The 24073-nt window shown below is 62.7% G+C and carries 23 protein-coding genes; 13 read left to right on the top strand and 10 right to left on the bottom strand.

The window, feature by feature from the left end; genetic code table 11:
* Positions 1–38: 38 nt before the first annotated feature.
* Positions 39–1115, bottom strand: coding sequence for a DUF6456 domain-containing protein (locus BMY38_RS08520; protein ID WP_092762031.1), 1077 nt, complete (start codon positions 1113–1115; stop codon positions 39–41).
* Positions 1116–1337: 222 nt separating this feature from the next.
* Here BMY38_RS08520 and BMY38_RS08525 point away from each other — a divergent pair, with 222 nt between their 5' ends.
* Positions 1338–1634: a DUF6477 family protein gene (locus tag BMY38_RS08525; RefSeq protein WP_245737550.1), complete on the top strand. Its 297-nt coding sequence runs from the start codon at positions 1338–1340 to the stop codon at positions 1632–1634.
* Between the two features lie 13 nt (positions 1635–1647).
* Here the strand turns inward: BMY38_RS08525 and BMY38_RS08530 are convergent, their stop codons facing one another.
* A complete protein-coding gene (locus BMY38_RS08530; RefSeq protein WP_092761822.1) occupies positions 1648–3192 on the bottom strand; it encodes a trimethylamine methyltransferase family protein in 1545 nt (514 codons plus the stop codon).
* A 156-nt stretch (positions 3193–3348) separates the two neighbouring features.
* Between BMY38_RS08530 and guaA the strand changes: the two genes are divergently transcribed.
* Positions 3349–4920, top strand: coding sequence for a glutamine-hydrolyzing GMP synthase (gene guaA, locus BMY38_RS08535; RefSeq protein WP_092761824.1), 1572 nt, complete (start codon positions 3349–3351; stop codon positions 4918–4920).
* Positions 4921–5122: 202 nt separating this feature from the next.
* Positions 5123–6157, top strand: a complete 1035-nt coding sequence (locus tag BMY38_RS08540; RefSeq protein ID WP_092761826.1) for a Gfo/Idh/MocA family protein — start codon at positions 5123–5125, stop codon at positions 6155–6157.
* Positions 6158–6769: 612 nt separating this feature from the next.
* Here the strand turns inward: BMY38_RS08540 and BMY38_RS08545 are convergent.
* Positions 6770–7621 carry a sugar phosphate isomerase/epimerase family protein gene (locus tag BMY38_RS08545; RefSeq protein ID WP_092761828.1) on the bottom strand — a complete coding sequence of 284 codons (852 nt, stop codon included), beginning with the start codon at positions 7619–7621 and terminating at the stop codon, positions 6770–6772.
* Positions 7618–8553 carry a sugar-binding transcriptional regulator gene (locus tag BMY38_RS08550; protein ID WP_092761830.1) on the bottom strand — a complete coding sequence of 312 codons (936 nt, stop codon included), beginning with the start codon at positions 8551–8553 and terminating at the stop codon, positions 7618–7620. Before BMY38_RS08550 ends, BMY38_RS08545 begins: the two co-directional genes overlap by 4 nt.
* A 106-nt stretch (positions 8554–8659) precedes the next feature.
* Between BMY38_RS08550 and BMY38_RS08555 the strand changes: the two genes are divergently transcribed.
* From BMY38_RS08555 to BMY38_RS08600, 10 genes are all read left to right on the top strand, one after another.
* Positions 8660–10150 carry an FGGY-family carbohydrate kinase gene (locus BMY38_RS08555; protein WP_092761832.1) on the top strand — a complete coding sequence of 497 codons (1491 nt, stop codon included), beginning with the start codon at positions 8660–8662 and terminating at the stop codon, positions 10148–10150.
* Positions 10147–11151: a thiamine pyrophosphate-dependent dehydrogenase E1 component subunit alpha gene (locus BMY38_RS08560; RefSeq protein ID WP_092761834.1), complete on the top strand. Its 1005-nt coding sequence runs from the start codon at positions 10147–10149 to the stop codon at positions 11149–11151. Before BMY38_RS08555 ends, BMY38_RS08560 begins: the two co-directional genes overlap by 4 nt.
* Entirely contained in the window at positions 11148–12140 is a 993-nt protein-coding gene (locus tag BMY38_RS08565; protein WP_092761836.1) for an alpha-ketoacid dehydrogenase subunit beta, read from the top strand. Before BMY38_RS08560 ends, BMY38_RS08565 begins: the two co-directional genes overlap by 4 nt.
* Entirely contained in the window at positions 12128–13312 is a 1185-nt protein-coding gene (locus tag BMY38_RS08570) for an alpha/beta fold hydrolase (RefSeq protein ID WP_092761838.1), read from the top strand. Before BMY38_RS08565 ends, BMY38_RS08570 begins: the two co-directional genes overlap by 13 nt.
* A gap of 74 nt (positions 13313–13386) precedes the next feature.
* Positions 13387–14370: an autoinducer 2 ABC transporter substrate-binding protein gene (locus BMY38_RS08575; RefSeq protein WP_092761840.1), complete on the top strand. Its 984-nt coding sequence runs from the start codon at positions 13387–13389 to the stop codon at positions 14368–14370.
* Between the two features lie 66 nt (positions 14371–14436).
* Complete coding sequence (locus BMY38_RS08580) at positions 14437–15939, top strand: sugar ABC transporter ATP-binding protein (RefSeq protein ID WP_092761842.1); 1503 nt, start codon at positions 14437–14439, stop codon at positions 15937–15939.
* A 50-nt stretch (positions 15940–15989) separates the two neighbouring features.
* The gene (locus BMY38_RS08585) at positions 15990–16979 is read left to right on the top strand and encodes an ABC transporter permease (protein WP_092761844.1); all 990 of its coding nucleotides are present in this window, start codon (positions 15990–15992) and stop codon (positions 16977–16979) included.
* Positions 16976–17950 (top strand): ABC transporter permease, encoded by a 975-nt coding sequence (locus BMY38_RS08590; protein ID WP_092761846.1) that lies wholly within the window; start codon positions 16976–16978, stop codon positions 17948–17950. Before BMY38_RS08585 ends, BMY38_RS08590 begins: the two co-directional genes overlap by 4 nt.
* A complete protein-coding gene (locus BMY38_RS08595) occupies positions 17947–18948 on the top strand; it encodes a dihydroxyacetone kinase subunit DhaK (RefSeq protein WP_092761848.1) in 1002 nt (333 codons plus the stop codon). Before BMY38_RS08590 ends, BMY38_RS08595 begins: the two co-directional genes overlap by 4 nt.
* Positions 18945–19541 carry a dihydroxyacetone kinase subunit L gene (locus BMY38_RS08600; protein ID WP_092761850.1) on the top strand — a complete coding sequence of 199 codons (597 nt, stop codon included), beginning with the start codon at positions 18945–18947 and terminating at the stop codon, positions 19539–19541. The genes BMY38_RS08595 and BMY38_RS08600 overlap by 4 nt, the downstream gene beginning before the upstream one ends.
* 27 nt (positions 19542–19568) lie before the next feature.
* On the opposite strand, the gene BMY38_RS08605 is transcribed toward BMY38_RS08600, so the two are convergent.
* From BMY38_RS08605 to BMY38_RS08630, 6 genes are all read right to left on the bottom strand, one after another.
* On the bottom strand, positions 19569–20636 hold the full coding sequence (locus tag BMY38_RS08605; protein ID WP_092761851.1) for an aldo/keto reductase: 1068 nt from the start codon (positions 20634–20636) through the stop codon (positions 19569–19571).
* Positions 20637–20934: 298 nt separating this feature from the next.
* Positions 20935–21675 (bottom strand): cytochrome c biogenesis CcdA family protein, encoded by a 741-nt coding sequence (locus BMY38_RS08610; protein ID WP_092761853.1) that lies wholly within the window; start codon positions 21673–21675, stop codon positions 20935–20937.
* Positions 21676–21769: 94 nt separating this feature from the next.
* Complete coding sequence (locus BMY38_RS08615) at positions 21770–22426, bottom strand: SCO family protein (protein WP_217638794.1); 657 nt, start codon at positions 22424–22426, stop codon at positions 21770–21772.
* Between the two features lie 246 nt (positions 22427–22672).
* A complete protein-coding gene (locus BMY38_RS08620; RefSeq protein ID WP_092761856.1) occupies positions 22673–22957 on the bottom strand; it encodes a hypothetical protein in 285 nt (94 codons plus the stop codon).
* 58 nt (positions 22958–23015) lie between these two features.
* Entirely contained in the window at positions 23016–23528 is a 513-nt protein-coding gene (locus tag BMY38_RS08625; RefSeq protein WP_092761857.1) for a TlpA family protein disulfide reductase, read from the bottom strand.
* The gene (locus tag BMY38_RS08630; RefSeq protein WP_092762035.1) at positions 23525–24061 is read right to left on the bottom strand and encodes a DsbE family thiol:disulfide interchange protein; all 537 of its coding nucleotides are present in this window, start codon (positions 24059–24061) and stop codon (positions 23525–23527) included. Before BMY38_RS08630 ends, BMY38_RS08625 begins: the two co-directional genes overlap by 4 nt.
* Between the last annotated feature and the right edge of the window lie 12 nt (positions 24062–24073).

Genomic DNA, 24073 nt, shown 5'->3' on the forward strand with positions numbered 1-24073 from the left:
GCCGGGCGGCGTGTTCATTTTCCGGCGAGCATGATGATCTAACGGTGCAGGCTGTCGTAGTGTCCGGCCAGTCGCTGCAATGCGATCCGCAGGACGATTTTGCCGGACCGCGCGGCCCATCCCATACGCTTTTCAGCTGTTTCCAGACCTTCCAGAAAACAGCACACCCGCAGCACCACATCAGCCAGACCTGGACCCAGGGCACGCAATGCCTGACTGACCCGTTCGCGTGCATCCCTGGGGCCTGAACAATTGCTGCCGGGGCCCATCTGTCCGCGCCCCCCCGCGGTTAGGAACCTCTCCCAGTTCTGGCCGACGCGCGGACCCATCTGCGCCCGTTCGAAATCTTCGCGCAGACGTTCGCCCGCAATGACCAGATCCATGCTCAGGAACGGTTTGCCATCGCGATCCTTCTTGCGGGCCAGGGCCCCCAGCGGAGATTCCGCCAGATTGATACGCATGACTTCATCGCCGCGCGGGCCAGGAACCGCCCGTTCGCCCATTTCCATATGCTGAGTCAGGAAAGGGCTGGGTGACTCGGCCATGCCCCGCGCTTCCTGTCGCGCGTTCAGCGTGTCGTTCAGAAGACGCTTCAAAGCGGCGCGCCCGGCCTCGGTGATGCGATAGCGGGTGACGCGACCAGCCTTGAAACAGCTTACCCAGTCTTTCAGCACGAAGGCCTGGGCCACGGATTTTTGCACCGTCGCGGTGCGAGTCGGCGTCTCGCCATTTTCGCGCAGGACGACGGCTTGCGGCATGCCCTGCCCGACCGCAAGGAAGGCATCGCCTTCACACAGGCGTCGCAGGACGCGCCGGGCCTCGCGGTTGAGGGTTTCGTCGTCGATCAGGGTTGCGCGTTGGGGAATGGCGGACATGGGGGATATATCCTTTGCTGCTGTGGAATCCGTACCGTCAATGGCGGCTTCTGCGAGCCGTTCGATAATGTCGTCCACAAGCGGGTCATCCCGGCGTTGCTCGATACGCCGCACCTGCCGCAACACGGTCGATGCCGCACAGCCCGACTCCTCGGCGACGGCACGCAGAGGGCGCCCCTCAAAGGCATGCGCGACATAGGCGCGGGCCGATCCGGGGACCCAGTCGGGCCACCTTTCCATGGAGCGATCTGCAAGGCGGGACGGCATTGAAAACTCCGAAACGGGTCCTGTGGAAAACTTGGCCCAGAACTCGCTCCGATTGGTTACCAAGACGTTAATCATCCACGGCCCGGCCACAATTGTTTCCAAAGTGTAAACGCAACAACGCATGCGAACGGTGCTTTTGGAAACCGCGCAACAATGCCGTCCGGTGGCGCAGGATCAGGGCAATCGCAACACAAGATGGACCTGCCCAAGATGTGCAAGATTTCTTCCGAACTCGCCGCCCTTCGTCGCCCCGGCCTGCTGGTCGATGCCGCCAACCACGGCTCAGCCCGATACGAACGCCGCCGCGATCTGCGTCGGATGCTACGCGTTGCGATCCCTGCATCGCCCCGCGCGGCGTTGGAAAAACTTCTACCGATCGAGGCCGCACTGGAGCGACGCCGCCAGACCTCAGACAAAAACTACAGCTTCGTCCGCCACGTCGACATCCTTGTCGCGCTGGTGTCCGAGGCACGGGCCTTCGGACGCGCCTGAAGCGGCACCGCCATTACATGAAGGCGTCGGGCATCCCGGATTTCTTCTCGGCCACATATGAGATCAGGGCCTCGCGTATTGCGGGGTCCAGAGCAGGTTGCTCATAAGTCGCTAATAACTTTTCTACCCGGGCCGAGGCCAACGCGCGGGTATCCCGCGACCCCTCGTCCGCCCATGTCTCATAGGGTTTGTAATCCAGTAATTGCGACTTCCAGAAGGCTTGTTTGTAGTTCGCCTGGGTATGCGCACAGCCCAGAAAATGCCCGCCGGGGCCTACTTCTCGCAGAGCATCCATCGCTTGCGCGTTCTCGTCGATCTCAACTCCGCGTGCCAACCCGTGCAAAACGCCCAACTGATCGGCGTCCATCACGAACTTTTCGAAATCGGCGACCAGACCCCCTTCCAGCCAGCCGCAGGCATGCAGCATGAAATTGACCCCCGACAGCAACCCTGTGTTCAGTGAATTCGCTGTCTCATAGGCCGCCTGTGCGTCCGGCAGTTTTGATCCGTTGAATGACCCGGCGCTGCGATACGGCAGACCCAGCCGTCGTGCAAGTTGCCCCGCACCATAGGTAATTTGCGCCGCTTCCGGTGTGCCGAACGTCGGCGCCCCCGAATTCATGTCGATCGACGTAACGAACGCCCCGAAAACCACGGGCGCGCCCGCACGTACCAACTGGCTATAGGCGACACCGGCCATCACTTCAGCCAGAACCTGCGTCAGTGTGCCTGCAACTGAAACCGGCGCCATCGCCCCGCCCACGATGAAGGGGCTGATTATGACGGCCTGATTGGCCTTCGCATAGACTTCCAACGCGCCCATCATGATCGAATCGAAGGTCAGCGGAGAGTTGATGTTGATCAGGCTGATCATCGCGGTGCGGTCGTTCAGGCCCGATCCGGTACCGTCGTCGAACAGGATGTCGCACATCTCGACCGAATCGGCGGCGCGGCTGGCTTCGGTCACCGAGCCCATGAAGGGTTTATCGGTCAGTGTCATATGCGCGAGCAACATATCGAAATGTCGTTTGTTGACCGGAATGTCCGTCGGCTCGCAGACCGTGCCGCCCGAATGGTGAAGCCACTTGGACATATGCCCCAGCTTCACAAACTTGTGGAAATCCTCCAGCGTGGCATAACGCCGACCGCCCGCATCGCGCACGAAAGGTGGGCCATAGACCGGAGCCAGCACCAGGTTACGTCCGCCGATCTCGACATTGCGGTCAGAGTTGCGGGCGATCTGGGTAAACCGAGAGGGTGCGGTGGCGCATAACTTGCGGGCCAATCCCTTGGGAATATGCACCCGGTCTCCGCGCACATCCGCCCCGGCCTGACGCCATAACTCAAGCGCAGTCTCGTTCTCGGGGAAGGCGACGCCGATTTCTTCCAGTACGACTTCGGCATTGGTCTCGATGATCTCAAGCGCTTCAGCCGTCAGAATCTCGAAGTCGGGGATGCCGCGGGTGATGTAGGCTGCCTGCTCGACCTTGGTGCTTGTGCGCTCCGCCCGCCGGGCCGCGCCACCGCCGCCCCGCCGTCCCCTTGCCGCTTCCGCCATGACAAACCCCTTCGGTTCCTTATCCTGAGCCGACTGCTACCCCGCGCCAAGCCGCCCTCACCCACCGTTTGCGTCCCGGCGGGGCCAAAGGCGACATCGCCTAATAGCGGGGTCCAATACTTGCCCCCCGCCCAGCCCCGGCGTAAGCCGCGCGGCATGGATATGCCCGATCATCAACGCCTTCTCATCGTGGACTTCGGATCGCAGGTTACGCAGCTTATCGCGCGGCGTCTGCGGGAACTGAATGTCTACTGCGAAATCCACCCGTTTCAGAACGTGACGCCCGACTTTCTGCGCGACTTCGCCCCCAGGGCGGTGATCCTGTCGGGCGGTCCGGCCAGCGTGCCCGACGCGGATAGCCCCCGTCCGCCTGCGGAAGTCTTCGACCTGGACGTGCCGGTTCTGGGTATTTGCTACGGCCAGCAGGTGATGATGCAGATGCTGGGCGGTCTGGTCATCCGCGGCGAGGGAACGGCGGAGTTCGGGCGCGCTTTTGTCACTCCATCACAACCGCTGGATCTGCTACAAGGCTGGTTCGACGGCCCCGAATCGACGGGCCGCGAACAGGTCTGGATGTCACACGGCGATCACGTCAGCCGCCTTGCCGACGGCTTCGAGGTCTATGCCACCTCGTCCGGCGCACCCTTCGCCGTGGTCGCCGACACCGACCGCCATTTTTATGGCATGCAGTTCCATCCCGAAGTTCACCACAGCCCCAAGGGCGCCAAGCTCTACGAGAATTTCGTAAGGCTGGCCGGGTTCACCGGCGACTGGACGATGGCCGGGTATCGCGAGCAGGCCATAACGGCGATCCGCGAACAGGTCGGGACTGACAAGGTAATCTGCGCCCTGTCCGGCGGCGTCGATTCTTCGGTCGCAGCGGTCCTGTTGCACGAAGCGATCGGCGATCAACTGACCTGCGTCTTCGTCGACCACGGGCTTTTGCGGCAGGGTGAAGGCGAGGAAGTCGCGAAGATGTTTCGCGACAACTATAACCTTCCCCTGATCCACGCCAATGAAGAGGAGCTGTTTCTGGGTCAGCTCGACGGTGTGTCCGACCCCGAAACCAAACGCAAGATCATCGGTAAGCTGTTTATCGACGTCTTCCAGAAGCATGCCGACGCAATCGAAGGCGTCAAGTTTCTGGCACAGGGCACCCTTTACCCCGATGTCATCGAATCGGTCAGCTTTTCCGGCGGCCCCTCGGTCACCATCAAATCGCATCACAACGTCGGCGGGCTGCCCGAAAAGATGGGCCTGAAACTGGTCGAACCCCTGCGCGAACTGTTCAAGGACGAGGTGCGCGCCCTGGGTCGCGAACTTGGTTTGCCGCCCAGTTTCATTGGTCGCCACCCCTTCCCCGGCCCCGGTCTGGCCATTCGGTGTCCCGGTGAAATCACCCGCGAAAAGCTGACGATTCTGCGCCGCGCCGATGCCGTCTACATCGATCAGATCCGCAAGCACGGTCTGTATGACGATATCTGGCAGGCCTTCGTGGCGATCCTGCCGGTCCGCACGGTCGGCGTCATGGGCGACGGGCGCACATATGATTTCGCCTGCGCCCTGCGGGCCGTCACCTCGGTTGATGGCATGACCGCCGATTATTACCCGTTCACCCATGACTTCCTGGGCGAAACCGCAACCCGCATCATCAATGAGGTGCCGGGCATCAATCGCGTGACCTACGACATCACGTCCAAGCCTCCGGGTACCATCGAATGGGAATGAACCTAGGATGTCTGATTATCCGCTTAAGTACGAATTGTTTGTTTAGTATATAGTGAAAAACAGTCCGCGCGTTTCATCAAACGCTATGGCGGTATAAGTATTTATATAAGGTGCTAATACATAAGCAAAGCTCAAGCGTGACACGCGCCGGATGCAACGTGATCGCAAGGCTTGCCGGTATATGGAAATGGGAATCGTCTGAATGGCCAAACGTTGTCGTGTCGGAGTCGTCGGATGTGGCTTCTTTTCTCAAAACCATCTCAACTCATGGCATTCCCTACACGCTCAGGGTGTCGACCTTGTGGCCGTTTGCGATTTGTCACGGGAGCAGGCCGAAAAAGCCGCGAAGGCCTTTTCAGTTCCCGGCATTCATACCGATATGGCTGCGATGATCGCCGAGGGTGACCTCGACATCGTCGATATTGTCACACAGGTGAACTCTCACAGGGCGCTGGTCTCGCAGTCACTTGATGCCGGGATTGCCACCATTGTTCAAAAACCCTTTGGTCGCTCGCTTGCTGAATGCGAGGGAATGCTTGCCAAGGCGCAGGCATCGGGACAGTTTCTGGCCGTGCATGAGAACTTTCGCTTTCAGCACCCGCACATGATGATCAGCGACATCCTGGCATCAGGCAAAATCGGCGATCCCACCTGGGGACGGATCAGTTTTCGAACCGGCTATGACATCTATTCAGGGCAACCCTATCTGAGGGAAGAGGAGCGGTTCATCCTGACCGACGTGGGCGTGCACGTCCTTGATCTTGCGCGCGTCTTTTTCGGAGAAGTCCACCACCTGTCTGCCGAATTGCAGCGCCGGGATCGTGACGTAAAGGGAGAAGATACGGCGACGATGATGCTGCGGCACCTGTCCGGCGCGGTCAGCGTGGTAGAGTGCACGTATGCTTCACAGCAGCTACCGGACCCCTTCCCCGCCACGCTCATTGAAATCGAAGGCACACGAGGCGCACTCCGCCTCGGTGCCGATATGAGCCTGACGGTCTCGTCCGGCGATCAGTCGACGACCATCAATGCCGACGCCGCCGTTCTTAGTTGGGCGGAGCGGCCTTGGCATGTGGTTCAGGACAGCGTGCGCAACACCTGCCAGCACATTTTGAATCGATGGAAGGAAGGGAAGCCGGCCTCAGTTTCCGCTGTCGACAATATCAAAACCTACGCGCTCTGCGATGCCGCATACGAAGCCGCCGGGAGCGGTAACGCAACGCGACCAAAGCACTGAAGCGCTGCCACCTGTATCCAGGCCCGAGGACATGGCTTCACATTCGGATGCAGGTTCATAAAATGCCTGGCGGAGAATGTCCGCGCCTGTTGGTTGCGCAATTGTCGTTCGGCACTCGCAGCGAATTCGGCTCGGCGCACATCGCGCCAATAGCAGAGTTGAACTTTCACACGCGCCGTAATTCTGGCACCGAACAGGATCTCTATCCTGTTGTGCCGTTTGACTTGTTTGATAGGGTCTCCGTCCTTGGTCCGCCCGATCAGCCAAGCACGCTCCCTTTTCAACCGCAGTCTGGACGCCGTGCAATGCGCCTGAGGCAGATCACATCCACTGCCCGGGTTCCTGACAGGCTGAAACAGGAAATATCCCAACTGCGACCACTGAAAACGCGTTCACCCGATCAACTTGCAACAGAACTGACGAAGCGTCGCGATACGCGCTTCCGCTTCAGCCGACCGGAAAACGGACCGGGTCGAACGGCGTGCCGGTCGATATCCATTAACCTTGGCATGGGACCAGGGGAAAGAACGGCAGAGGGCAGTCGATGGACAATCGCAGGCTACTCCCCCCCACTAACTGCAAGGTTCCACACCCTGTTACATCCGATGCCGGTCAGATCAGCCGGTATTGTGCCGCCTTGTTACGCAAGAACGGCAGGCCCCGTTCCAGTACGACATCGCGACTCTCGGCAACCGGGCGCCACACGGCGAGGCCATTGGCAATCTCGGGCGGCATATCAATGAAGCTTTCCATGGCAAGACCACCGCTGAACCCTACTGCCGCCAGTGCGCCATAGACCTCGTCCCACCGCACGTTGCCCGCACCCGGCGTGCCCCGGTCCGACTCCGACAGGTGGATATAGGCCAGATGGTCCCGTCCCTCCAGAATGCCCATCGCAATGCCACGCTCCTCGATATTCATGTGATAGGTATCGAGATGCAGGAACATGTTCTCCGCGCCGATCCGCTCGATCATCTCGATGCCTTGGCGGGCCGTGTTGATCAAATGGCTCTCGTAGCGGTTCACCGGCTCGATGCCGAAGCGCATCCCAAGACGCGCGGCATGGGCTGCGGCACGATCCAACGTGATGGCGACATGGTCCAGTTCCTCCGTTGTGGGCGGCGTGCCGGTGGTCTCGCCGATACCGCCATATGTCACGCCCGACAGCGCTTCGGCCCCGATCGCATGGGCCACGTCGAGCGCGCCCGTCAGGAATGCGACGGCGTCGTCAGGCCCGTGCCGTGACGGCCAGACCGCTTCCGGCAGGCCCAACGAACAGACGGCCGGCAACTCAGCCGCCTCCAGCAGCTCGCGGGAGGCGGTAGGATCGACCGCATCGGGCGATAGCAGCGCGATCTCGATGAAGTCGAAGCCATGGGTCGTCGCGGCTGCGACCGCTCGTTCCGACCCCGCCTTGTCCCAGGTCATCGTCCACATGCTCGTGTGGACCCCAAATCCTTTCATGCTTCATCCTCCTTCAGTATGATCGCCAGCGCCTCATCCACCACGATCCGGTCCACCAGACCGGCGCGCAGCAGGGCGCGCGTCGCCCGCGCCTTGGACGTGCCCGCCGCCAGCAGCGTCACCTCGGCCCGCTTCATGTCATTCAGCCCGATGGCCGGCGTCCGGTCGTTCAGATCGACGGGGGCAAGGGTTCCATCTGCGCGCAGGAACTTGCCCGTCGTATCGGCCACCACTTCCGCCGCCTCCAGCGCGTCCAGATCCGCCGCGTCCAGAACGCCCGATGTGGTCAGCAGCGCGTCGCGCCCACCTTCGCCCACCGACACGATCATATGGGTTGCCGACCGCGCCACTTCCAACGCCTCGCGGACCAGACGCTGGCGCATCAGGACCGCGGCATCCTCGGACGTGTCGGCCAGAAATGGTGCGGGGAGGAACAGGGCCTGCCCCCTCGCGACGGCGGCGATCCGGGCGCAAACGTCGATCGGCCCTTCGGGGCCGGTTCGCACCATCGCCCCCATCAGGGAAACGACGCGCAGGTCCGGGTTTTGCAGACCGGTCAGCGCGTCGGCCATCGCCGACAACGTGCGCCCCCAACCGACGCCAACGGTCAGCGCCCCGGTCGCGGCGACACGGCGAAGCCATCCGGCGGCGACCATCCCGACCGCGTGTCGCGCCGCGCCCTCCGCGCCACCGACGTCCGGAGCGACCAGCGCGTCCTTCAGTCCGAACCGCAGCCGCAACGCCTCGGCCAATGCCAGCGTTCCGCCACTGCGATGGTCCAGCGACACGACGACCTCGCCTGCCGAGCGCGCGTCCGACAACAGGCGTAGCACCTTGAACCGCGACAGCCCCAGCCGCTGTCCCACCTCATCCTGACTCAGCCCACCGACGTGATACAGCCAGGCCGCGCGGATCCGAATATCGTCGTCCATGTTCACTCCAAACCCGAACTTGACCCAACGTCCACAGCATTTTACACATGTGCTTGCAGATTGCACAATTGTGCAAATCAGCGTGTAACGGTGGGAGGGGCGCAACATGACCACGTACGTCCTCGGCATCGATGGTGGCACCGAAAGCCTTCGGGCGCGAGTGTTCGATCTCTCCGGACGATCACTCGGCGATCATGCCGCGCCCTATGCGACCGATTTTCCCGCCCCCGGCCATGCCGAGCAGGACCCCGAGGCATGGTGGGCCGCCGCCGGGATTGCCACACGGGGTGCCATCGTGTCTTCGGGTGTGGACCCGGCGGACATCGCGGCGCTGGCTTGCGACACGACAAGCTGCACCGTCGTGGCGCTTGATGTGGCTGGAACCCCTGTCCGCCCTTGTCTTTTGTGGATGGACGTCCGCGGCCATCGGCAGGCAGCAGACGTTCTGGCCACCGGCGATCCCGCCCTGCGTATAAACGGCGGCGGTGCCGGGCCGGTCAGTCCGGAATGGATGCTGCCCAAGGCGCTCTGGATCAAACAGCACCAGCCCGATGTCTGGGCGCGTGCCGCGAAGGTGGGCGAATATCAAGACTTTCTGACACTGCGTATGACGGGGCGATGGGTCGCCTCGCTCAACAACATGACGATGCGATGGCATTATCAGACGCGCCATGGCGGCTGGCCCGACGCCCTGCTTGCGCAGATCGACCTGTCAGATCTGCGCGACCGTTGGCCCGCTGAATTTGCCGCTCCGGGCGAAGTGATCGGCCCCCTCACCCGCGAGGCCGCCGTCCATCTGGGCCTGCCCCAGACCTGTCAGGTCGTGCAAGGCGGGGCCGATGCTTTCATCGGCATGATCGGCCTGGGCGTGACACAGCCTGGCGATCTGGCGCTGATCACCGGGTCGTCGCACCTGCAACTGGGCGTCGCGATGCGAGAAACCCACGCGGGAGGCGTCTGGGGCACCTATGCGGATTGCGTTTATCCCAGGCGCCACATCATCGAGGGCGGCCAGACCTCTACCGGTTCAGTCATCGCCTGGTACAAGCGCAATTTCGCTCCCGATACCGCCTACGAGGATCTGAACGCCGCCGCCGCCGCCCTGCCGCCCGGGGCCGAGGGCTTGCTGGCAGTGGACCATTTCCAAGGCAACCGGACACCTCATACCGACGCGCTGGCCCGCGGGGCCGTCACCGGCTTGACGCTCAAGCACACCTCCGCACATGTCTATCGCGCGCTGATCGAAGGCATCTGCTTTGGCACCCGCTCCATCATCAGTGCCTTCGGCGGCGCATTCGAGGCGCGGCGCATCGTGGTTGCAGGCGGGGCCGTTAACGCGCCCTTCTGGCTGCAAACCCACGCCGATACGCTGGGCTTGCCGCTGGAGGTCACCGAACAGCCCGAGGCACCTTGTCTGGGTGCCGCTATCCTCGCCGCCGTCGGCGCCGGTGCTTATCCCGACATCGACGCGGGTTGCGCCGCCATGGTCCGCACGTCGCGCGTAATCGTGCCAGACATGGACGCACATGCTGCCTACGCCCCCATCTTTGACCGCTACCAAGCCGCCTTTGGCGCATTGAAGAAACTTCGTGAATGACCTTTGCAAACGACGCTCCCCTCGCCCGCTATCGTACGATGCGCCGGATCCGAACCTTCGAGGAGCGGGTGGGGGAATTGTTCCTCAAAGGCGAATCCGCAGGATCCATGCTGCATCTGTCCATCGGAGAGGAGGCCGTCGTCGGCCTGACTGACCACATGGCCGAAGGCGATACGTTCACCACCCACCACCGCGGCCACGGCATATTTCTGGCGCGCGGGGCCGATCCGATGCGGATGCTGGCCGAAATCGCTGGACGCGAGGCCGGGTATTGTCGTGGCAAGGGTGGCTCCATGCATATCGCAGATCGAGGTCTGGGTCATCTGGGCGCGAACGCCATCGTCGGTGGCGGCATCCCGCATGTGGTGGGAGCCGGGATCACAGCGCGCAACACCGGCACGCGGGTCGTATCAGTGGCTTTCTTCGGCGACGGTGGCATGGGTCAGGGTATTCTGTACGAGGCGATGAACATGGCCGCGCTCTGGAAGCTTCCGGTCGTGTTCTGCTGCATCAACAACCAGTACGGCATGGGAACGCGGGTCGACCGCTCTGCCGGACGACAGGATTTCCCCGCACGGGCCGAGGCGTTCGGACTGCGGGCCGCCCGCGCCGACGGATCGGACGTCGAGGCGGTGCATGACGCGGCGCAGGCCATCGTCGAGGGGGCCCGCGACGGACAGCCCGGCTTCATGGAGATCGACGCCTACCGCTTCCACGGTCATGCACGCATGGACAAATCACCCTATCGCACCCCGGAGGAGGAGGAGGAGGGCCGCGCCCGCGACCCGCTTGCCACTGCCCGCACGTCTCTGGCCGACGACACCTTGCTCGACACCATCGACGCCGAGGCGGAGGCTGAGATGGATACCGCCATGAAGACCGCCATCGCCGCCACCCCTCCGGCATCGGACACGATGTTCCAGGACGTCTACGACCCGTCCACCCCCGCGCCGCGTCCGCAGCGCGCCCGCCTCGCCGATGTTCTGGAGGAACGAGCATGACCCAGACCACATATCGCGACGCCCTGCTTCAGGCCCTGCTGGATGCGATGGATGCCGACGAGACAGTTATTCTGATGGGCGAGGAGGTCGGGCTTTACGGCGGGGCTTACGGTGTGACCAAGGGTATGCTCGACCGGTTCGGGGCCAACCGCGTGATCGACACGCCCATTTCCGAGCCTGCAATCGTCGGGGCTGCCATTGGCGCAGCGATGACCGGGCTGCGCCCCGTGGCCGAGATCATGTACGTGGATTTCGCGGGTATGGTCATGGACCAGCTCGCCAATCAGGCGGCCAAGTCGCGCTATATGTTCGGCGGTCAGATCGGCGTACCGATGGTTCTGCGCACCCAGGGCGGCACCGGCCGGTCGGCGGCGGCCCAGCACTCCCAGTCGCTGGAGGCCTGGATGATGCACACCCCCGGATTGCGCCTGTGCATGCCCGGCACGGTGTCGGATGCCTATCACCTTTTGCGCGACGCCATGCGACAGCCGGACCCGGTGGTCTTCATCGAGCACAAGGGGCTGTATACGATGAAGGGCGAGATCGGGGATGTGCCTGATGCGCCATGGGGCCAACCTGCGATCCGCCGCCGGGGCGGCGACCTGACCATCGCCAGCTATTCGCGCATGTTGCAGGAAACGCTGACTGCCGCCGAGGCCCTTGCCCCCGAAATCGAGACCGAAGTCGTCGATCTTCGCTGCCTCAACCCGCTGGACGACGGCCCCTTGATGGACAGCGTGCGCCGTACCGGACGCTGCCTGATCGTGACCGAAGCCGTGACCACATGCTCCGTCGCATCCGAGATCGCGGCGCGTGTCAGCGAACAGTGTTTCGACTGGTTGGAAGAGCCGCCCCTGCGTTTGGGCGGCGAGGATATTCCCATCCCCGTCTCGCCCGCCCTGGAACGCGCCTCGATCCCCGACGCGCGTCTGATCGAAGACGTCGCGCGCTGGCTTGTCGCGCGGGAGGCACCGTCATGGGCCGCGTAATCCTCACCCTGCCCCGTCTGGGCGAGACGATGGAGGAGGCGAAGGTCACCGAATGGCTCGTCGTCATCGGCGCAGTCTATGCACGCGGGGACGTCCTGCTGGAGGTGGAAACCGACAAGACCGTCGTCGAAGTGCCCGCGCTGGCCGCAGGCACTCTGCTGAAACAGCTTGTGGCCCCCGGCGACATGGTTGAACTCGACGCACCCATCGCCGAGGTCGAGCAGGAAGGTGATGTTTCGGTCGCCGGTCCCGAGCCTACGGCACCGATTCCGACCGCCGATATGCCGGCCCCGACGAAACCTGCACCGACGCCGCCGTCCGCACCACGAGACGCCAGCGGCCGCATCGCCGCTTCTCCCGCCGCGCGGGCCGAGGCACGCAGACGCGGGGTGTCGCTTTCAGGTATGTCCGGCAGCGGGCGGCGCGGGCGCATTACCGCCGATGACGTCGGGGGCGATGATGACGGAACCGTTGTCCTGATCCACGGCCTGTTCGACAATTCGACCGGCTGGCGCGGCTTGCCGCAGCGCCTGGCGCGACGCGGCCTCGCCTGTATCACGCTTGACCTGCCTGGCCACGGTACCGACACCACGTCTGCCGACACATTTGATCAGGCAGCGGCCCTGCTGGCCGACCGCCTCCCCATTGGTCCTCTGCACCTCGTCGGCCATTCGCTCGGGGCCGCCCTTGCCGCGCGCCTTGCCACCCGGATCGGTGCGCGTGCGCGGTCCCTGACACTTTTCGCACCTGCCGGTCTAGGGGCTGCGATCTCGGCAGACTTTCTGACAGGTATGGCACAAGCCAGTTCCGCAGAGGCATTGAAGACAGTGCTGGCCCTTCTGGACGGCGGACCGATCTCCGACGCAGCCATTGCACAGCAACTGCCCCAGCATCTCGCGGGCCTCGCCGTACGGTCCCGGCTGGCCGAAGCGGTCGCGCGGGATGGCAGGCAACAGATCGACGCCACGGCCGACATTGCAGCCGCGCCCTGCCCCGTCACGGTCGTCTTCGGAACCGCCGATCGGATCCTTGACTGGCGCGATGTAGCCCATCTGCCGGCCGAGACGCGCATCCACCTCATCCCGAACGCGGGGCACCTGCCCCATCTTGTTCGGCCCGATCTTGCCGCAGCGCTCATCGCGCCCCGGCATGACCCTGCGGAAACTGCTTGATCGAGCTGCTCCGCTGTTTACCGTGCGTAGGCATAACCCCGGTTGAGACCGGGATAACTTCTGGGAGGAAGACAATGAAACACCTGATCACCACCGCCGCTGCGTTGATGGCGACAACGATGCTGGCCACACCCGTTCTGGCGGACGCCCATAGCAAGCAGATGGCCACCGTCGTCAAGATCGATGGCATCGCCTGGTTCAACCGCATGCGTCTGGGCGTGGATGAGTACGCCGCCGAGACCGGCAATAACGCCTATCTGGTAGGTCCGGCCCAGGCCGACCCGCAGCAGCAGGTCGCGCTGATCGAGGACATGATCGCGCAGGGTGTCGATGCCCTTCTGGTCGTGCCTATGTCGCCAGAAGCGATCGAGCCTGTGCTGGGCCGTGCGATGGACGCTGGCATCACCGTCATCACCCACGAGGCGGCGAGCCAGGAAAACACCCTGTATGACATCGAGGCCTTCAAGAACGAGGACTTCGGCGCCAACCTGATGGATCGCATGGCCGCCTGCATGGAGGAGGAGGGCGAATATGCCGTATTTGTCGGTTCGCTGGGCAGCCAGACCCACAATCAGTGGGTCGACGGCGCGATCGCCCGACAGCAGGAAGCCTATCCAAACATGACTCTCGTCGGCGATAAGAACGAGACCGCCGACGATCAGCAGCAGGCCTATGCCAAGGCCCAGGAAGTGCTGCGGGCCTTCCCGAACATCAAGGGCTTGCAAGGATCTGCCTCGACCGACGTGGCCGGTATCGGCCTCGCCATCGAGGAGCGCGGGATGGAGGACGCGACCTGCGTCTTCGGCACGTCACTGCCGTCCATCGCGGGTCAGTACATGGAGACGGGAGCCGTCGACGGCATCGGCTTCTGGGATCCCAAGATTGCGGGCATCGCGATGAACAAGGTCGCGATGATGGTGATGAACGGCGAAGAGATCACCGACGGCATGGACCTCGGGCTTGAAGGCTACGAGGCCGTGACGCTGGAAGGCAAGGTCATAACCGGCAAGGCCTTCGTCGACGTCGATGCGTCCAATATGGGCGAATACGACTTCTGATCGTCCCGATCCTCTCCTTGGCGCGCCCCCCAAATCGTGGGGGCGCGTCCACAACAGGGACGTACCATGGCCAAGAACCCAGAGACGATGCCGCTCGTGACGCTGGAGTCGGTTACGAAACGCTACGCCGCGATCACCGCGCTGGACGGCGTCGACCTGAACATCCACGCCGGAGAGGCCGTGTGCCTTGCCGGTGAGAACGGATCGGGCAAATCGACGCTCATCAAGGTGCTGGTGGGGGTGGAACAACCCTCGGCGGGTCGTGTCCTGTTCGACGGCGTGCCCCAGACCCGGCTGACCCCGACGACCGCGACCTCCGCCGGGGTCCAGGTCATTTTTCAGGATTTCAGCCTGTTCCCGAACCTGTCCGTCGCCGAGAACATCTCGATGACCGCCGAACGGGCAACCGGCACGCTTATGGTGCGTCGAGCCCGCGCCCGCGCCCGCGCCGCTGAAGTGCTGGCGCGCGTCGGCGTGGACCTAGACCTCGACGCCCGCGTCGAACGCCTGCCCGTCGCGCACAAGCAACTGGTCGCGATCTGCCGTGCGCTTGCCGCTGATGCGCGCCTCATCATCATGGACGAGCCGACGACCGCCCTGACCGAACGCGAGGTCGCGCGCCTGCTGGACCTTATACGCAGGCTCAAGGCCGATGGCGTGGCCGTCCTTTTCGTGTCCCACAAGCTGGCCGAAGTGCTGGAGGTTTGCGAGACTGTCGTCGTCTTGCGCAACGGGGCCAAGGTCGCCGAAGGACCCGCTGCCGACTTCGACTCCGCCTCGCTGACGCGGGCGATGACCGGGCGAGACGTGGCTTCCGGCCCGCCGACCCCTCTGGATGCCGCTGCACCACCATTGCTCCGCGTCGATGGGCTGTGCCGCGCCGGGGCCTTCGAAGACGTTTCGTTATCTTTGCGCGCAGGCGAGGTTCTGGGGGTGGCGGGCCTGCTGGGTTCGGGGCGCACGACGCTGGCCAAGGCGCTGTTCGGACTGGCCCGACCCGACCGGGGCCAAGTGACATTGAACGGCGCGGCCATTCCGCTGGGCGATCCCATCGCGGCGGCGGCGGCAGGCATCGGCTACGTCCCTGAAGACCGCCTGACTGAAGGCCTGTTTCTGGAACAGAGCATCGCCCACAACATCGCCGTCGGTCGTTTCGACGCCCATTCGCACAGCGGTGTGCTCAACCTGAAAAACCTTTGGGAGGAGGCCACAGTCTGGCTGAAACGCCTGTCGGTCAAGGCCCCCGACCCGACCGCCCCGGTCCGCTCCTTGTCTGGCGGAAATCAACAGCGCGTGGTGCTGGCCCGCTGGATGGCCCGCAAGCCGCGCGTCCTGATCCTGAACGGTCCCAGCGTCGGCGTCGACGTCGGGTCCAAGGCGGAAATCCACGGCATCATGGCCGATCTGGCCGCCAAAGGTCTGGGCGTCATCGTCATCTCCGACGACCTGCCCGAGTTGCTGGCCACCTGTCACCGCATTCTAGTGATGAAGGACGGCATCATCACCGAAGAAGTTTCGGGCGGTGCAGGCGTCACCGAGTCCGAACTGAGCCACAGGCTCGCGTCATGACGGTACAGACAGACTTGACCACAGGCGCAACACAACACAGGCGAAACAGGATGAAATCCATCGACTGGGCCCGCAACGAAACCCTCGTCTTCGTCGTTATCGTCGCGTTCTGTGCGCTGGCGGCCATCAGCGACCCGAACTTCCTGTCGATCCCGACACTGACCGACCTGATGCGCAATTCGATCGTGCTTGGCATCTTTGCCGTAGGCGCGATGGTTGTGCTGGTATCAGGCGGCATCGACGTCAGCTTCACCGCCGTCGCCGCCTTCGCGATGTATGCCACGACGGTCCTGTTGCGCGACCTTGCCCCCGACCTGCCCTGGCCGCTGGCGTTTGCGATTGCCACGATGATCGGTGCCGTTCTGGGGTCGATCAACGGCGTGCTTATCGCATTCTGCGGTTTGCCGACGCTGATCGTTACACTGGGCACGCTGTCGGTGTTCCGTGGGTCCCTGCTGACTTTTGTCGGCACGCTGCAAATCTCGAACCTTCCGCCGGGGATGCGTGATTTCAGTCGCTGGATGATGGTTCGCGGTACCAATTCGGACGGCTCGTTCTATTCGCTGCCATGGGCCTTCGCGGCGCTGGTCATCATCGTGGCTGCGACTTGGTTCATCCTGAACCGCACCATGTTGGGCCGTGCGATCTATGCCATTGGGGGCGCGCCCGAAAGCGCGCGACGGATCGGCATAAACGTGCGCCGGACGCAGTTTTTCATCTATGTCTTCGTCGGTGCGTTGGCAGGCCTTGCAGGCATCATCCACGCATCGATGGCCCGCATCTCGAATCCGTTCGACCTGGTCGGTCTGGAACTTAGCGTGATCGCCGCCGTCGTGCTGGGTGGCGCGCGTCTGACCGGGGGTGTCGGCACGCTGACCGGTACGTTGCTGGGCGTTGCGCTGATCGTGCTTGTGCGCAATTCGCTGATCGTGATCGGCATTCCCTCGACCTGGCAATCGGTCGCGATCGGCGTCCTGATCATTGTCGGCACCGGCCTGCCCGCGTGGCAGGCGAAACGTGCGGAGGCGCGGGAAACATGATGGGCCGCATCCTGCAGTCGACCGAAGGTCGGTTGGCGATCATAACTCTGGTCGTTTTCATCACCATGTCGATCCTGGCACCCGAGAGGTTCCTGTCGCCCGCCAACCTGACATCCATGGCCTTCCAATTCCCCGAATTCGCGATCCTGGCGCTGGCCGTCGCGGTCGCCATGCTGACCGGGGGGATCGACTTGTCCGTCGTCGGCGCCGCCAACCTCTCCGCCGTGGTCGCGGCCTTGTTCATGAGCCAGTTCGCAGGCACGGTAGCGGATGGCGGCACAGGCACCGGCATCCTGCTGGCGGCCATAGCCTTGTCGCTGGCCGTGGGTCTGGTGACGGGTCTGTTCAACGGTATCCTCGTGGCGACCTTCGGGCTGCCGCCGATCCTTGCGACTCTGGGCACAGGCCTGATTTACACAGGACTTGCCATCGCCATGACCGGGGGCAGCGCGGTGATGGGCCTGCCGCCCGCCGTGGCCTGGGTCGGCAACGGCACGCTGCTTGATATCCCGGTGCCGCTGGTCATTTTCTCCGCTCTTGCCATCGCCCTGGGCTGGGTTCTGAAACGCACTGCCTTCGGGCTCAAGACCCGCATGTTCGGTGCAAACCCCCTTGCCGCGCGCTACGCCGCGATGGACACGGGCCGCGTCCTGCTCAAGGTCTATGCCCTGTGTGGCGTGCTGTCGGCCATCGCGGGACTAATCGTCATGTCGCGCGCCAATTCGGCCAAGGCCGATTACGGCAGCAGCTATCTGCTGCTGGCCGTCCTCATCGCGGTGCTAGGCGGGGTGAATCCTTATGGCGGATACGGTCGGATTGTCGGCGTTGTCCTCGCCGTTCTGTCGATGCAATTCCTGTCTTCGGGCCTGAACCTGCTGCAAGTCACCAACTTCGCGCGCGAAATGATCTGGGGCGTTTTGCTGATCGGCGTGATGCTTATCAACCTTCTCACCTTCCGGAGGAAATCATGAAAAAGATCCTCAACGATCCCGAGGCCTACGTCGACGAAACTCTCGCCGGCCTTTGCGCTGCGCACCCCGAGACCTATCGTCTTGTGGGCGAAGAGGGACGCGCCGTCGCCCGCACCACGCCAGGCCGGGACGGCAAGGTCGGCATCGTGTCGGGCGGCGGATCGGGTCACCTGCCGGTCTTCACCGGCTATGTCGGCGCGGGTTTGCTGGATGCCTGCGCCATCGGCGACGTTTTCGCCTCGCCCACGTCCGAACAGATGGCCGACGCCATCCGTGTCGCCGACCGGGGCGCGGGGGTGCTGCGGCTGTATGGAAACTACGGCGGCGATGTGATGAATTTCGACATGGCCGGCGATCTGGTCGAGATAGAGGATATCGAGACCACCACCGTCCTCTTGGCCGACGACGTCGCCTCCGCCCCGCCCGAGGAGGCCGAGAAGCGGCGCGGCGTGGCAGGCATGGTCTATGCATTCAAGATCGCTGGGGCCGCCGCCGAGGCCGGTCTGGATCTGGCCGGGGTCACACGCGTCGCACAGAAGACCGCCGATGCCTGCCGGTCGGTCGGGGCGGCGCTGTCCTCCTGCACCGTGCCGCAGGCAGGTAAACCCACCTTCGAGATCGGCGAGGACGAGATGGAGATGGGCATGGGTATCCACGGCGAGCCGGGCGTCTGGCGCGACACGCTGCGCCCCGCCGATGCCATTGCCGAAGAGATGTTGGACCGCCTGCTGGCCGATATCGAGATCGGTGGTGGCGACCGCGTGTCGGTCCTCGTGAACTCGCTGGGCGCGACACCGCATGAGGAGCTGTATATCCTCTACCGCAATGTCCACGCCCGGCTGAAAGCGGCGGGTGCCGAGGTCGTAATGCCGCTGGTCGGACGCTATGCGACGTCGATGGAGATGACGGGCGTGTCTTTCACCCTCTGCAAGCTGGACGCGGAATTGGAGGGGTATCTCAAGGCACCCTGCGACTGTGCCTTCTGGATCGTCAAATGATTACCGTCGCCGACCTTCGTGCCGCGTCCCTGCGCCTGCGGGATGCGATGGAGGCGGAGGCCGATGCGCTCAACGCCGCAGACGGCGCGTTGGGTGACGGCGACCTGGGGGTGACGATGCGGCGTGGGTCGCGGGCCGTGGCGGAAAAGGCAGAGGATTTGCCGGAGGATTTCGGCATGGCCCTGATGGCCTGCGCGCAGGCGTTCACCAAGGTGTCGGCGTCGTCCTATGGCACATTACTGGCGACCGGACTGATGGCGGCGGCGAAAGAGGCCAAGGGGCGCGAGGGCATCGACCCTGACGAGCTTCCCGCGCTGCTGGACGCGGCGGTGACCAAGATGATGGCGCGTGGCAAAGCGGAATTACGCGGCAAGACGGTGCTGGATTCGCTGGATGCAATGGCGCGGGCGCTGACACGCACGGACGACCCCGCCGCGACGGCGGTGCAGGCCGCCGAGGACGCGCAGGTCGCCTTTCGGAGCAAACCCGCCACTGTCGGTCGGGCACGCATCTTCGGCGAGAAATCAGTAGGCATGGACGATCCGGGCATGCTCGCCATGACGAAGATCGTGAAAGCGCTGACCGGACGTTAGGACCGGCCAGCTTTTCACGAACTTCAACTATGGCTTGTAACCCTCTAGCCCGTCTACCTTTTGCCCTTTGTGAAGCGCCCAGTCCGCCTCAGAGAAACGCGGCTTGGCGAACTGGTGTTGATGCCAGTGCGGATAAATCAGCGGCGGGCGCGACACTGCATCCAGACGCTGGATTTCCTCGGGTGTCAGCGTCAGATCAACCGCGCCGAGCGTCTCGGAAAACTGCGCCTCGGTCCGCCCGCCCACGACCAGAGTCGCCACCGCAGGTCGCTGCAACAACCAGGCCAACGCCACCTGAGCGACGGAACGGTCTGCTGCCACTTCGCGCAGCGCATCCACGATATTCCACAACCGGTCCCAGTCTCGGATCGGCGGCTCCGACCAGCCCTGCGCCTGACGCGAATCCTCGGCGAACCCTTCGCGGGTATGTTTGCCGGTCAGCAATCCGGCAACCAGCGGCGACCAGATCATCACACCAAGGCCCTGATCGACCGAAAGTGGCAGCAGCTCGTACTCCGCCTCCCGCGCCTCCAGAGTGTAGTGAATCTCCTGCGCTGTGAACCGTTCAAGCCCGCCTGCGCCGCTGGCCATGAGCCCCTTCATCACCTGCCAGGCAGACCAGTTGGAACAGCCGAAATACCGGACCTTGCCGTGCTTCACGAGGATATCCAACGCGGCCATGACCTCCTCCATCGGGGTCTGACCGTCCCATTCGTGCATCAGGTAGATATCGATGTGATCGCGCCCCAGCCGCTTCAGCGAGCGTTCGCATTCGCGGATCAGATGCCAACGGCTAAGCCCTTCATCGTTGGGCCCATCTCCGATCCGCATCCGCGCTTTGGAACAGATCAATACATCCGGATCGCGATCCTTCATCACAGCGCCGACAATTTCTTCTGAGAGACCGATGGAATACATATTGGCCGTATCGATCAGGTTAACGCCCCGGTCGAGACAGGTGTCGACCAGACGCGAAGCATCGGCCACGTCTTGCGCGCCAGTCATGCCGAAATCGCCACGTCCACCGAAGGTGAATGTGCCCATGGTGAGGGCCGAAACCTTTAAGCCGCTCCGTCCAAGATACCTGTACTCCATCCTGCAATCCTCCTGATTTTCACGCTGCCGCGCCAGAACGCCGCTGTCCACAGATGCGTCACTGACAAAATGTTAGTCGAGGCCACGAAGGTGCAGATGACAACAAACAACGAGCGCATTTCGAAAGACGTCACTATACCAATCGACGGTCGGACATCTGCGGTGCCTTCATAGAGTGGTTCGGTACGAATGTTAAGTTTCAGGCCCACTGATTCAACTACAATCGCTTACACTGGACTGATGCACCAAGGAAGTATGGCCCGCCATAAGCTTCACCATACCAAGAACGGGCAAGTTCTCATCCGATCGTTGCCAAAAATGGAAAGGTGCCCAGCATCCAGTAGGACAAGCGCGACAGCTGCCCGGTCATCACCGCGATGCCCATCAGCACCATGACACCGCCCGCCCCTTTGTAGAGAATGCGGCCTGATCGTCCGATGCGTCGGGTTCGCGCGGCAATCGCGTCGGTAAAGAGCGCTGCGAGCAGAAACGGAACTGCCAGTCCGAGCGAATAGATCGACAACAGCCAGATGCCGCTGCTGAGGTTGGCAGAACTGGCACTGAGCGTCAGGATCGCACCCAGGACCGGGCCGATGCAGGGGGTCCAGCCAAAGGCGAAGGCCAGGCCAAGCGCATAAGCCCCCAGCGGACGTCCGCCCGGTATATCAAGGTTGAACCGGCTGTCTCGGGTCATGATATCAAGCCGGAATAGTCCCATCATCACGAGACCGAACAATACTATGATGGCCCCGCCGATCAGGTTCAGCTCGGTCCGCCAGGACAAAAGCAGCGATCCCAACATGCTGGCCCCGGCACCCATCGCCACAAATACCGATGAAAAGCCCAGAATGAAGCAAGTGCTTAGCCCCAGTGCTCCAAGGCGCGCGCGAATTCCGACGCGGCGCTTGCGCATCAGGTTCGGCTGACCTGCGATGTAGGACACATAGCCAGGCACCAGCGGTAAAACGCAGGGCGAGAGGAACGAGATCGCGCCGGCCAGAAACGCGGCAAGAATGCCGATGCCCGAGATATCCGGCATCAGCGATGCCCCTCTGGCCGGGCAAGGGTCAAGATCGACAAACAGTCTTGAATATACGGATATCGGTTTGAATCACCCAAAGCACCCTTCCCGTTCATCTAAACATGTCCACAGCCCGAACCCAGAGCCCGCGCGGACTGGCATTATGCGGCTTGCCATAATCGTTGACCAAAGCGTTGACAAATAACACCATGTTGACTGAATCGAATTCGAGTCCGTAGAAATTCCCGCGCCAGCGTCCCGTCTTGTCGATCACGTGGGTCACGACGCCGTGGGTCTGTGTTCCGTCCTGCGCGACTGCAAACTTGTGGCCGAAGTCCTGCGCCAGATCGCGAGTTGTTTCCGGGGGCTGACCGGGTGCGATGGTCAGAAAGGCCCAGTTCGCCGGATCCATTCCATGGATCGCTCCGTAGTCCCGCAGCACTACAGGCGTATCATTCTCAGGGTCGGAGGTGATCGAGACAAATTGCACGCGGTCTTTCATCTGCGTCTGATTGATCCGAGCCTGCACATCGGCCAGCTTTTCTGTGTGAAGCGGGCAGGCATCGGGACATTGGGTATAGACGAAATGCAAGATGACAACCTTGCCCGCAAAGTCTGCTAACCTGAACAGCGTGCCATCGGCATCGCTCAGCAAAAAGTCGGGCGCATCCTTGTCGAGCGCCTGAAAATAAGGCTCTTTGCTGCCGAACTCCTGTTCGAGTTCCTGCACCGAGTGGGCGCGGAGCGGCGTTGCGGCCAGAGCCAGCATCCCGGTCAGTGCCGCGCGTCTGTTTACAACAGTCATCCGATCTCTCCTGTCGGCACCATCCGCGCCCTCTTATGGAAGCGGGACGTGCATGCCTTAGCCCTTGTTTTCGGGCTAAACCGGCATGGTGCCGCTTTCATCCATCGGCATCGTGCCGTTATTCATCGCGGTCATCATCTGGTTCATCTGCGCCAATTTCATGGCCGTTCTCCTTGGGTCGTCGTCATTAATATTTCCGGTCGCCAGGTCTTAACTTCTCGTGCCATCATCTTTGGCACAGGTCTTTCCCGCTCCACCTTTCATGCAAAGTCCAAGCCCGCACATTACCGCGCAGGGTGCCAGTGCAAGGATCAGGGGGGCCGCCCCGACAGCCGCCAGCCAACCCCAATTAAGCGCCATGCCGCCGCCGATCAGCATCATCGCGCCCAGTATCAAAAGTCGCCGCCGCGTGAACCAAACCGTCAGCGCGGATAGCGACGCGCGAGTTTCGGGCAGTGTTGTGGATGTAGTGGATGTAGTGGATGTGTCTGACATTTTTCTCTTTCGTTGCAGAGCGTTATAATATTCAGATGCAAAGCTGGATCACGGGAAGTTACTTCACGTATTGCCTCAGAAAGGCGATCATCTCCGGGTCGTCCCATTCTGCCGGACCGACCAGCCGACCGATTTCACGACCATTCCGGTCGATCAGCAGCGTTGTAGGTAACCCGAAAGCGCGCAGCGCCGTTGCCGACAGCATGGTGGTATCGACATACATTTTCAGTTTGCTGATACCGATCTCATCATAGAACCGCTGAACCACGCCTGCGCCTGCCCGGTCGATCGACAGCGCCAGAACCTCGAATCCCGGCCCGCCAAGCTCTGCCTGAAGTGCATCAAGCGTCGGCATCTCCTCGCGGCAGGGAACGCACCAGGTCGCCCATATATTCAGAAGAACGACCCGACCCTGGAAATCCTCCAGATCCATGCGGCTTCCGTCCCTGGTAACGAAGCGGACATTGGGCACAATTTGCGGAGTGTCATGGATAGCGAAACCCTGTGGAACGGCGGCTGCGGCCATCGCGGAAAACAACCACGCCGCGAACGCCAGAATTGTCTGTTTCATTGCGTCATACTCCCTGAATTTTCCGCATTCAGACGCCGCACGACCGGCATCACCTGATTTTCAAGGATCGGTCGCGTCAGCTGCCCGATCACTTTGTAGGCAATGGTACCATCCGCCGCGACGACAAAGGTTTCGGGAATCCCGTAGACCCCCCAGTCGATCGCTACCCGTCCGTTCAGGTCGGCGCCGACCCGAGTATAAGGATTGCCGAGTTCTTCGAGCCAGGCTTCGGCCTCGTCGGGCAGGTCCTTGTAGTTGATCCCGTAAAGCTTCACCTCGCCGCTCTGAGCGAGTTCCATGAACAGCGGGTGTTCCGCCCGGCAGGGCACGCACCATGAAGCGAAGAAATTCACCAGCGACACCTGCCCCCGCAGGTCAGCGGTTGCCAGACCGTCGGTCTGACCCTGAACCGGCGCCAGTGCAAATTCGGGCACTGGCTTGTCGATCAGCGGGGACGGCAGATCCCTGCTGCTAAAGAACAGACCCCAGCCAAACAGACCCATCAGCGCGAAGGCGATCAGCGGCGCAATCATCAGCGCAAAACC

The sequence above is a fragment of the Jannaschia helgolandensis genome (assembly GCF_900109285.1).
Lineage (GTDB): Bacteria > Pseudomonadota > Alphaproteobacteria > Rhodobacterales > Rhodobacteraceae > Jannaschia > Jannaschia helgolandensis.

Excerpts from the sequence above, each read along its gene's own strand:
- BMY38_RS08600 (WP_092761850.1), top strand. The coding sequence starts at position 18,945 with ATGATTACCGTCGCCGACCTTCGTGCCGCGTCCCTGCGCCTGCGGGAT.
- BMY38_RS08605 (WP_092761851.1), bottom strand. The coding sequence starts at position 20,636 with ATGGAGTACAGGTATCTTGGACGGAGCGGCTTAAAGGTTTCGGCCCTC.
- BMY38_RS08630 (WP_092762035.1), bottom strand. The coding sequence starts at position 24,061 with ATGATTGCGCCGCTGATCGCCTTCGCGCTGATGGGTCTGTTTGGCTGG.
- BMY38_RS08570 (WP_092761838.1), top strand. The coding sequence starts at position 12,128 with ATGGGCCGCGTAATCCTCACCCTGCCCCGTCTGGGCGAGACGATGGAG.
- BMY38_RS08540 (WP_092761826.1), top strand. The coding sequence starts at position 5,123 with ATGGCCAAACGTTGTCGTGTCGGAGTCGTCGGATGTGGCTTCTTTTCT.
- BMY38_RS08560 (WP_092761834.1), top strand. The coding sequence starts at position 10,147 with ATGACCTTTGCAAACGACGCTCCCCTCGCCCGCTATCGTACGATGCGC.
- guaA (WP_092761824.1), top strand. The coding sequence starts at position 3,349 with ATGGATATGCCCGATCATCAACGCCTTCTCATCGTGGACTTCGGATCG.
- BMY38_RS08585 (WP_092761844.1), top strand. The coding sequence starts at position 15,990 with ATGAAATCCATCGACTGGGCCCGCAACGAAACCCTCGTCTTCGTCGTT.
- BMY38_RS08615 (WP_217638794.1), bottom strand. The coding sequence starts at position 22,426 with ATGCTGGCTCTGGCCGCAACGCCGCTCCGCGCCCACTCGGTGCAGGAA.
- BMY38_RS08595 (WP_092761848.1), top strand. The coding sequence starts at position 17,947 with ATGAAAAAGATCCTCAACGATCCCGAGGCCTACGTCGACGAAACTCTC.
- BMY38_RS08555 (WP_092761832.1), top strand. The coding sequence starts at position 8,660 with ATGACCACGTACGTCCTCGGCATCGATGGTGGCACCGAAAGCCTTCGG.
- BMY38_RS08575 (WP_092761840.1), top strand. The coding sequence starts at position 13,387 with ATGAAACACCTGATCACCACCGCCGCTGCGTTGATGGCGACAACGATG.
- BMY38_RS08580 (WP_092761842.1), top strand. The coding sequence starts at position 14,437 with ATGGCCAAGAACCCAGAGACGATGCCGCTCGTGACGCTGGAGTCGGTT.
- BMY38_RS08565 (WP_092761836.1), top strand. The coding sequence starts at position 11,148 with ATGACCCAGACCACATATCGCGACGCCCTGCTTCAGGCCCTGCTGGAT.
- BMY38_RS08620 (WP_092761856.1), bottom strand. The coding sequence starts at position 22,957 with ATGTCAGACACATCCACTACATCCACTACATCCACAACACTGCCCGAA.
- BMY38_RS08525 (WP_245737550.1), top strand. The coding sequence starts at position 1,338 with ATGGACCTGCCCAAGATGTGCAAGATTTCTTCCGAACTCGCCGCCCTT.
- BMY38_RS08625 (WP_092761857.1), bottom strand. The coding sequence starts at position 23,528 with ATGAAACAGACAATTCTGGCGTTCGCGGCGTGGTTGTTTTCCGCGATG.
- BMY38_RS08610 (WP_092761853.1), bottom strand. The coding sequence starts at position 21,675 with ATGCCGGATATCTCGGGCATCGGCATTCTTGCCGCGTTTCTGGCCGGC.
- BMY38_RS08550 (WP_092761830.1), bottom strand. The coding sequence starts at position 8,553 with ATGGACGACGATATTCGGATCCGCGCGGCCTGGCTGTATCACGTCGGT.
- BMY38_RS08520 (WP_092762031.1), bottom strand. The coding sequence starts at position 1,115 with ATGGAAAGGTGGCCCGACTGGGTCCCCGGATCGGCCCGCGCCTATGTC.
- BMY38_RS08530 (WP_092761822.1), bottom strand. The coding sequence starts at position 3,192 with ATGGCGGAAGCGGCAAGGGGACGGCGGGGCGGCGGTGGCGCGGCCCGG.
- BMY38_RS08545 (WP_092761828.1), bottom strand. The coding sequence starts at position 7,621 with ATGAAAGGATTTGGGGTCCACACGAGCATGTGGACGATGACCTGGGAC.
- BMY38_RS08590 (WP_092761846.1), top strand. The coding sequence starts at position 16,976 with ATGATGGGCCGCATCCTGCAGTCGACCGAAGGTCGGTTGGCGATCATA.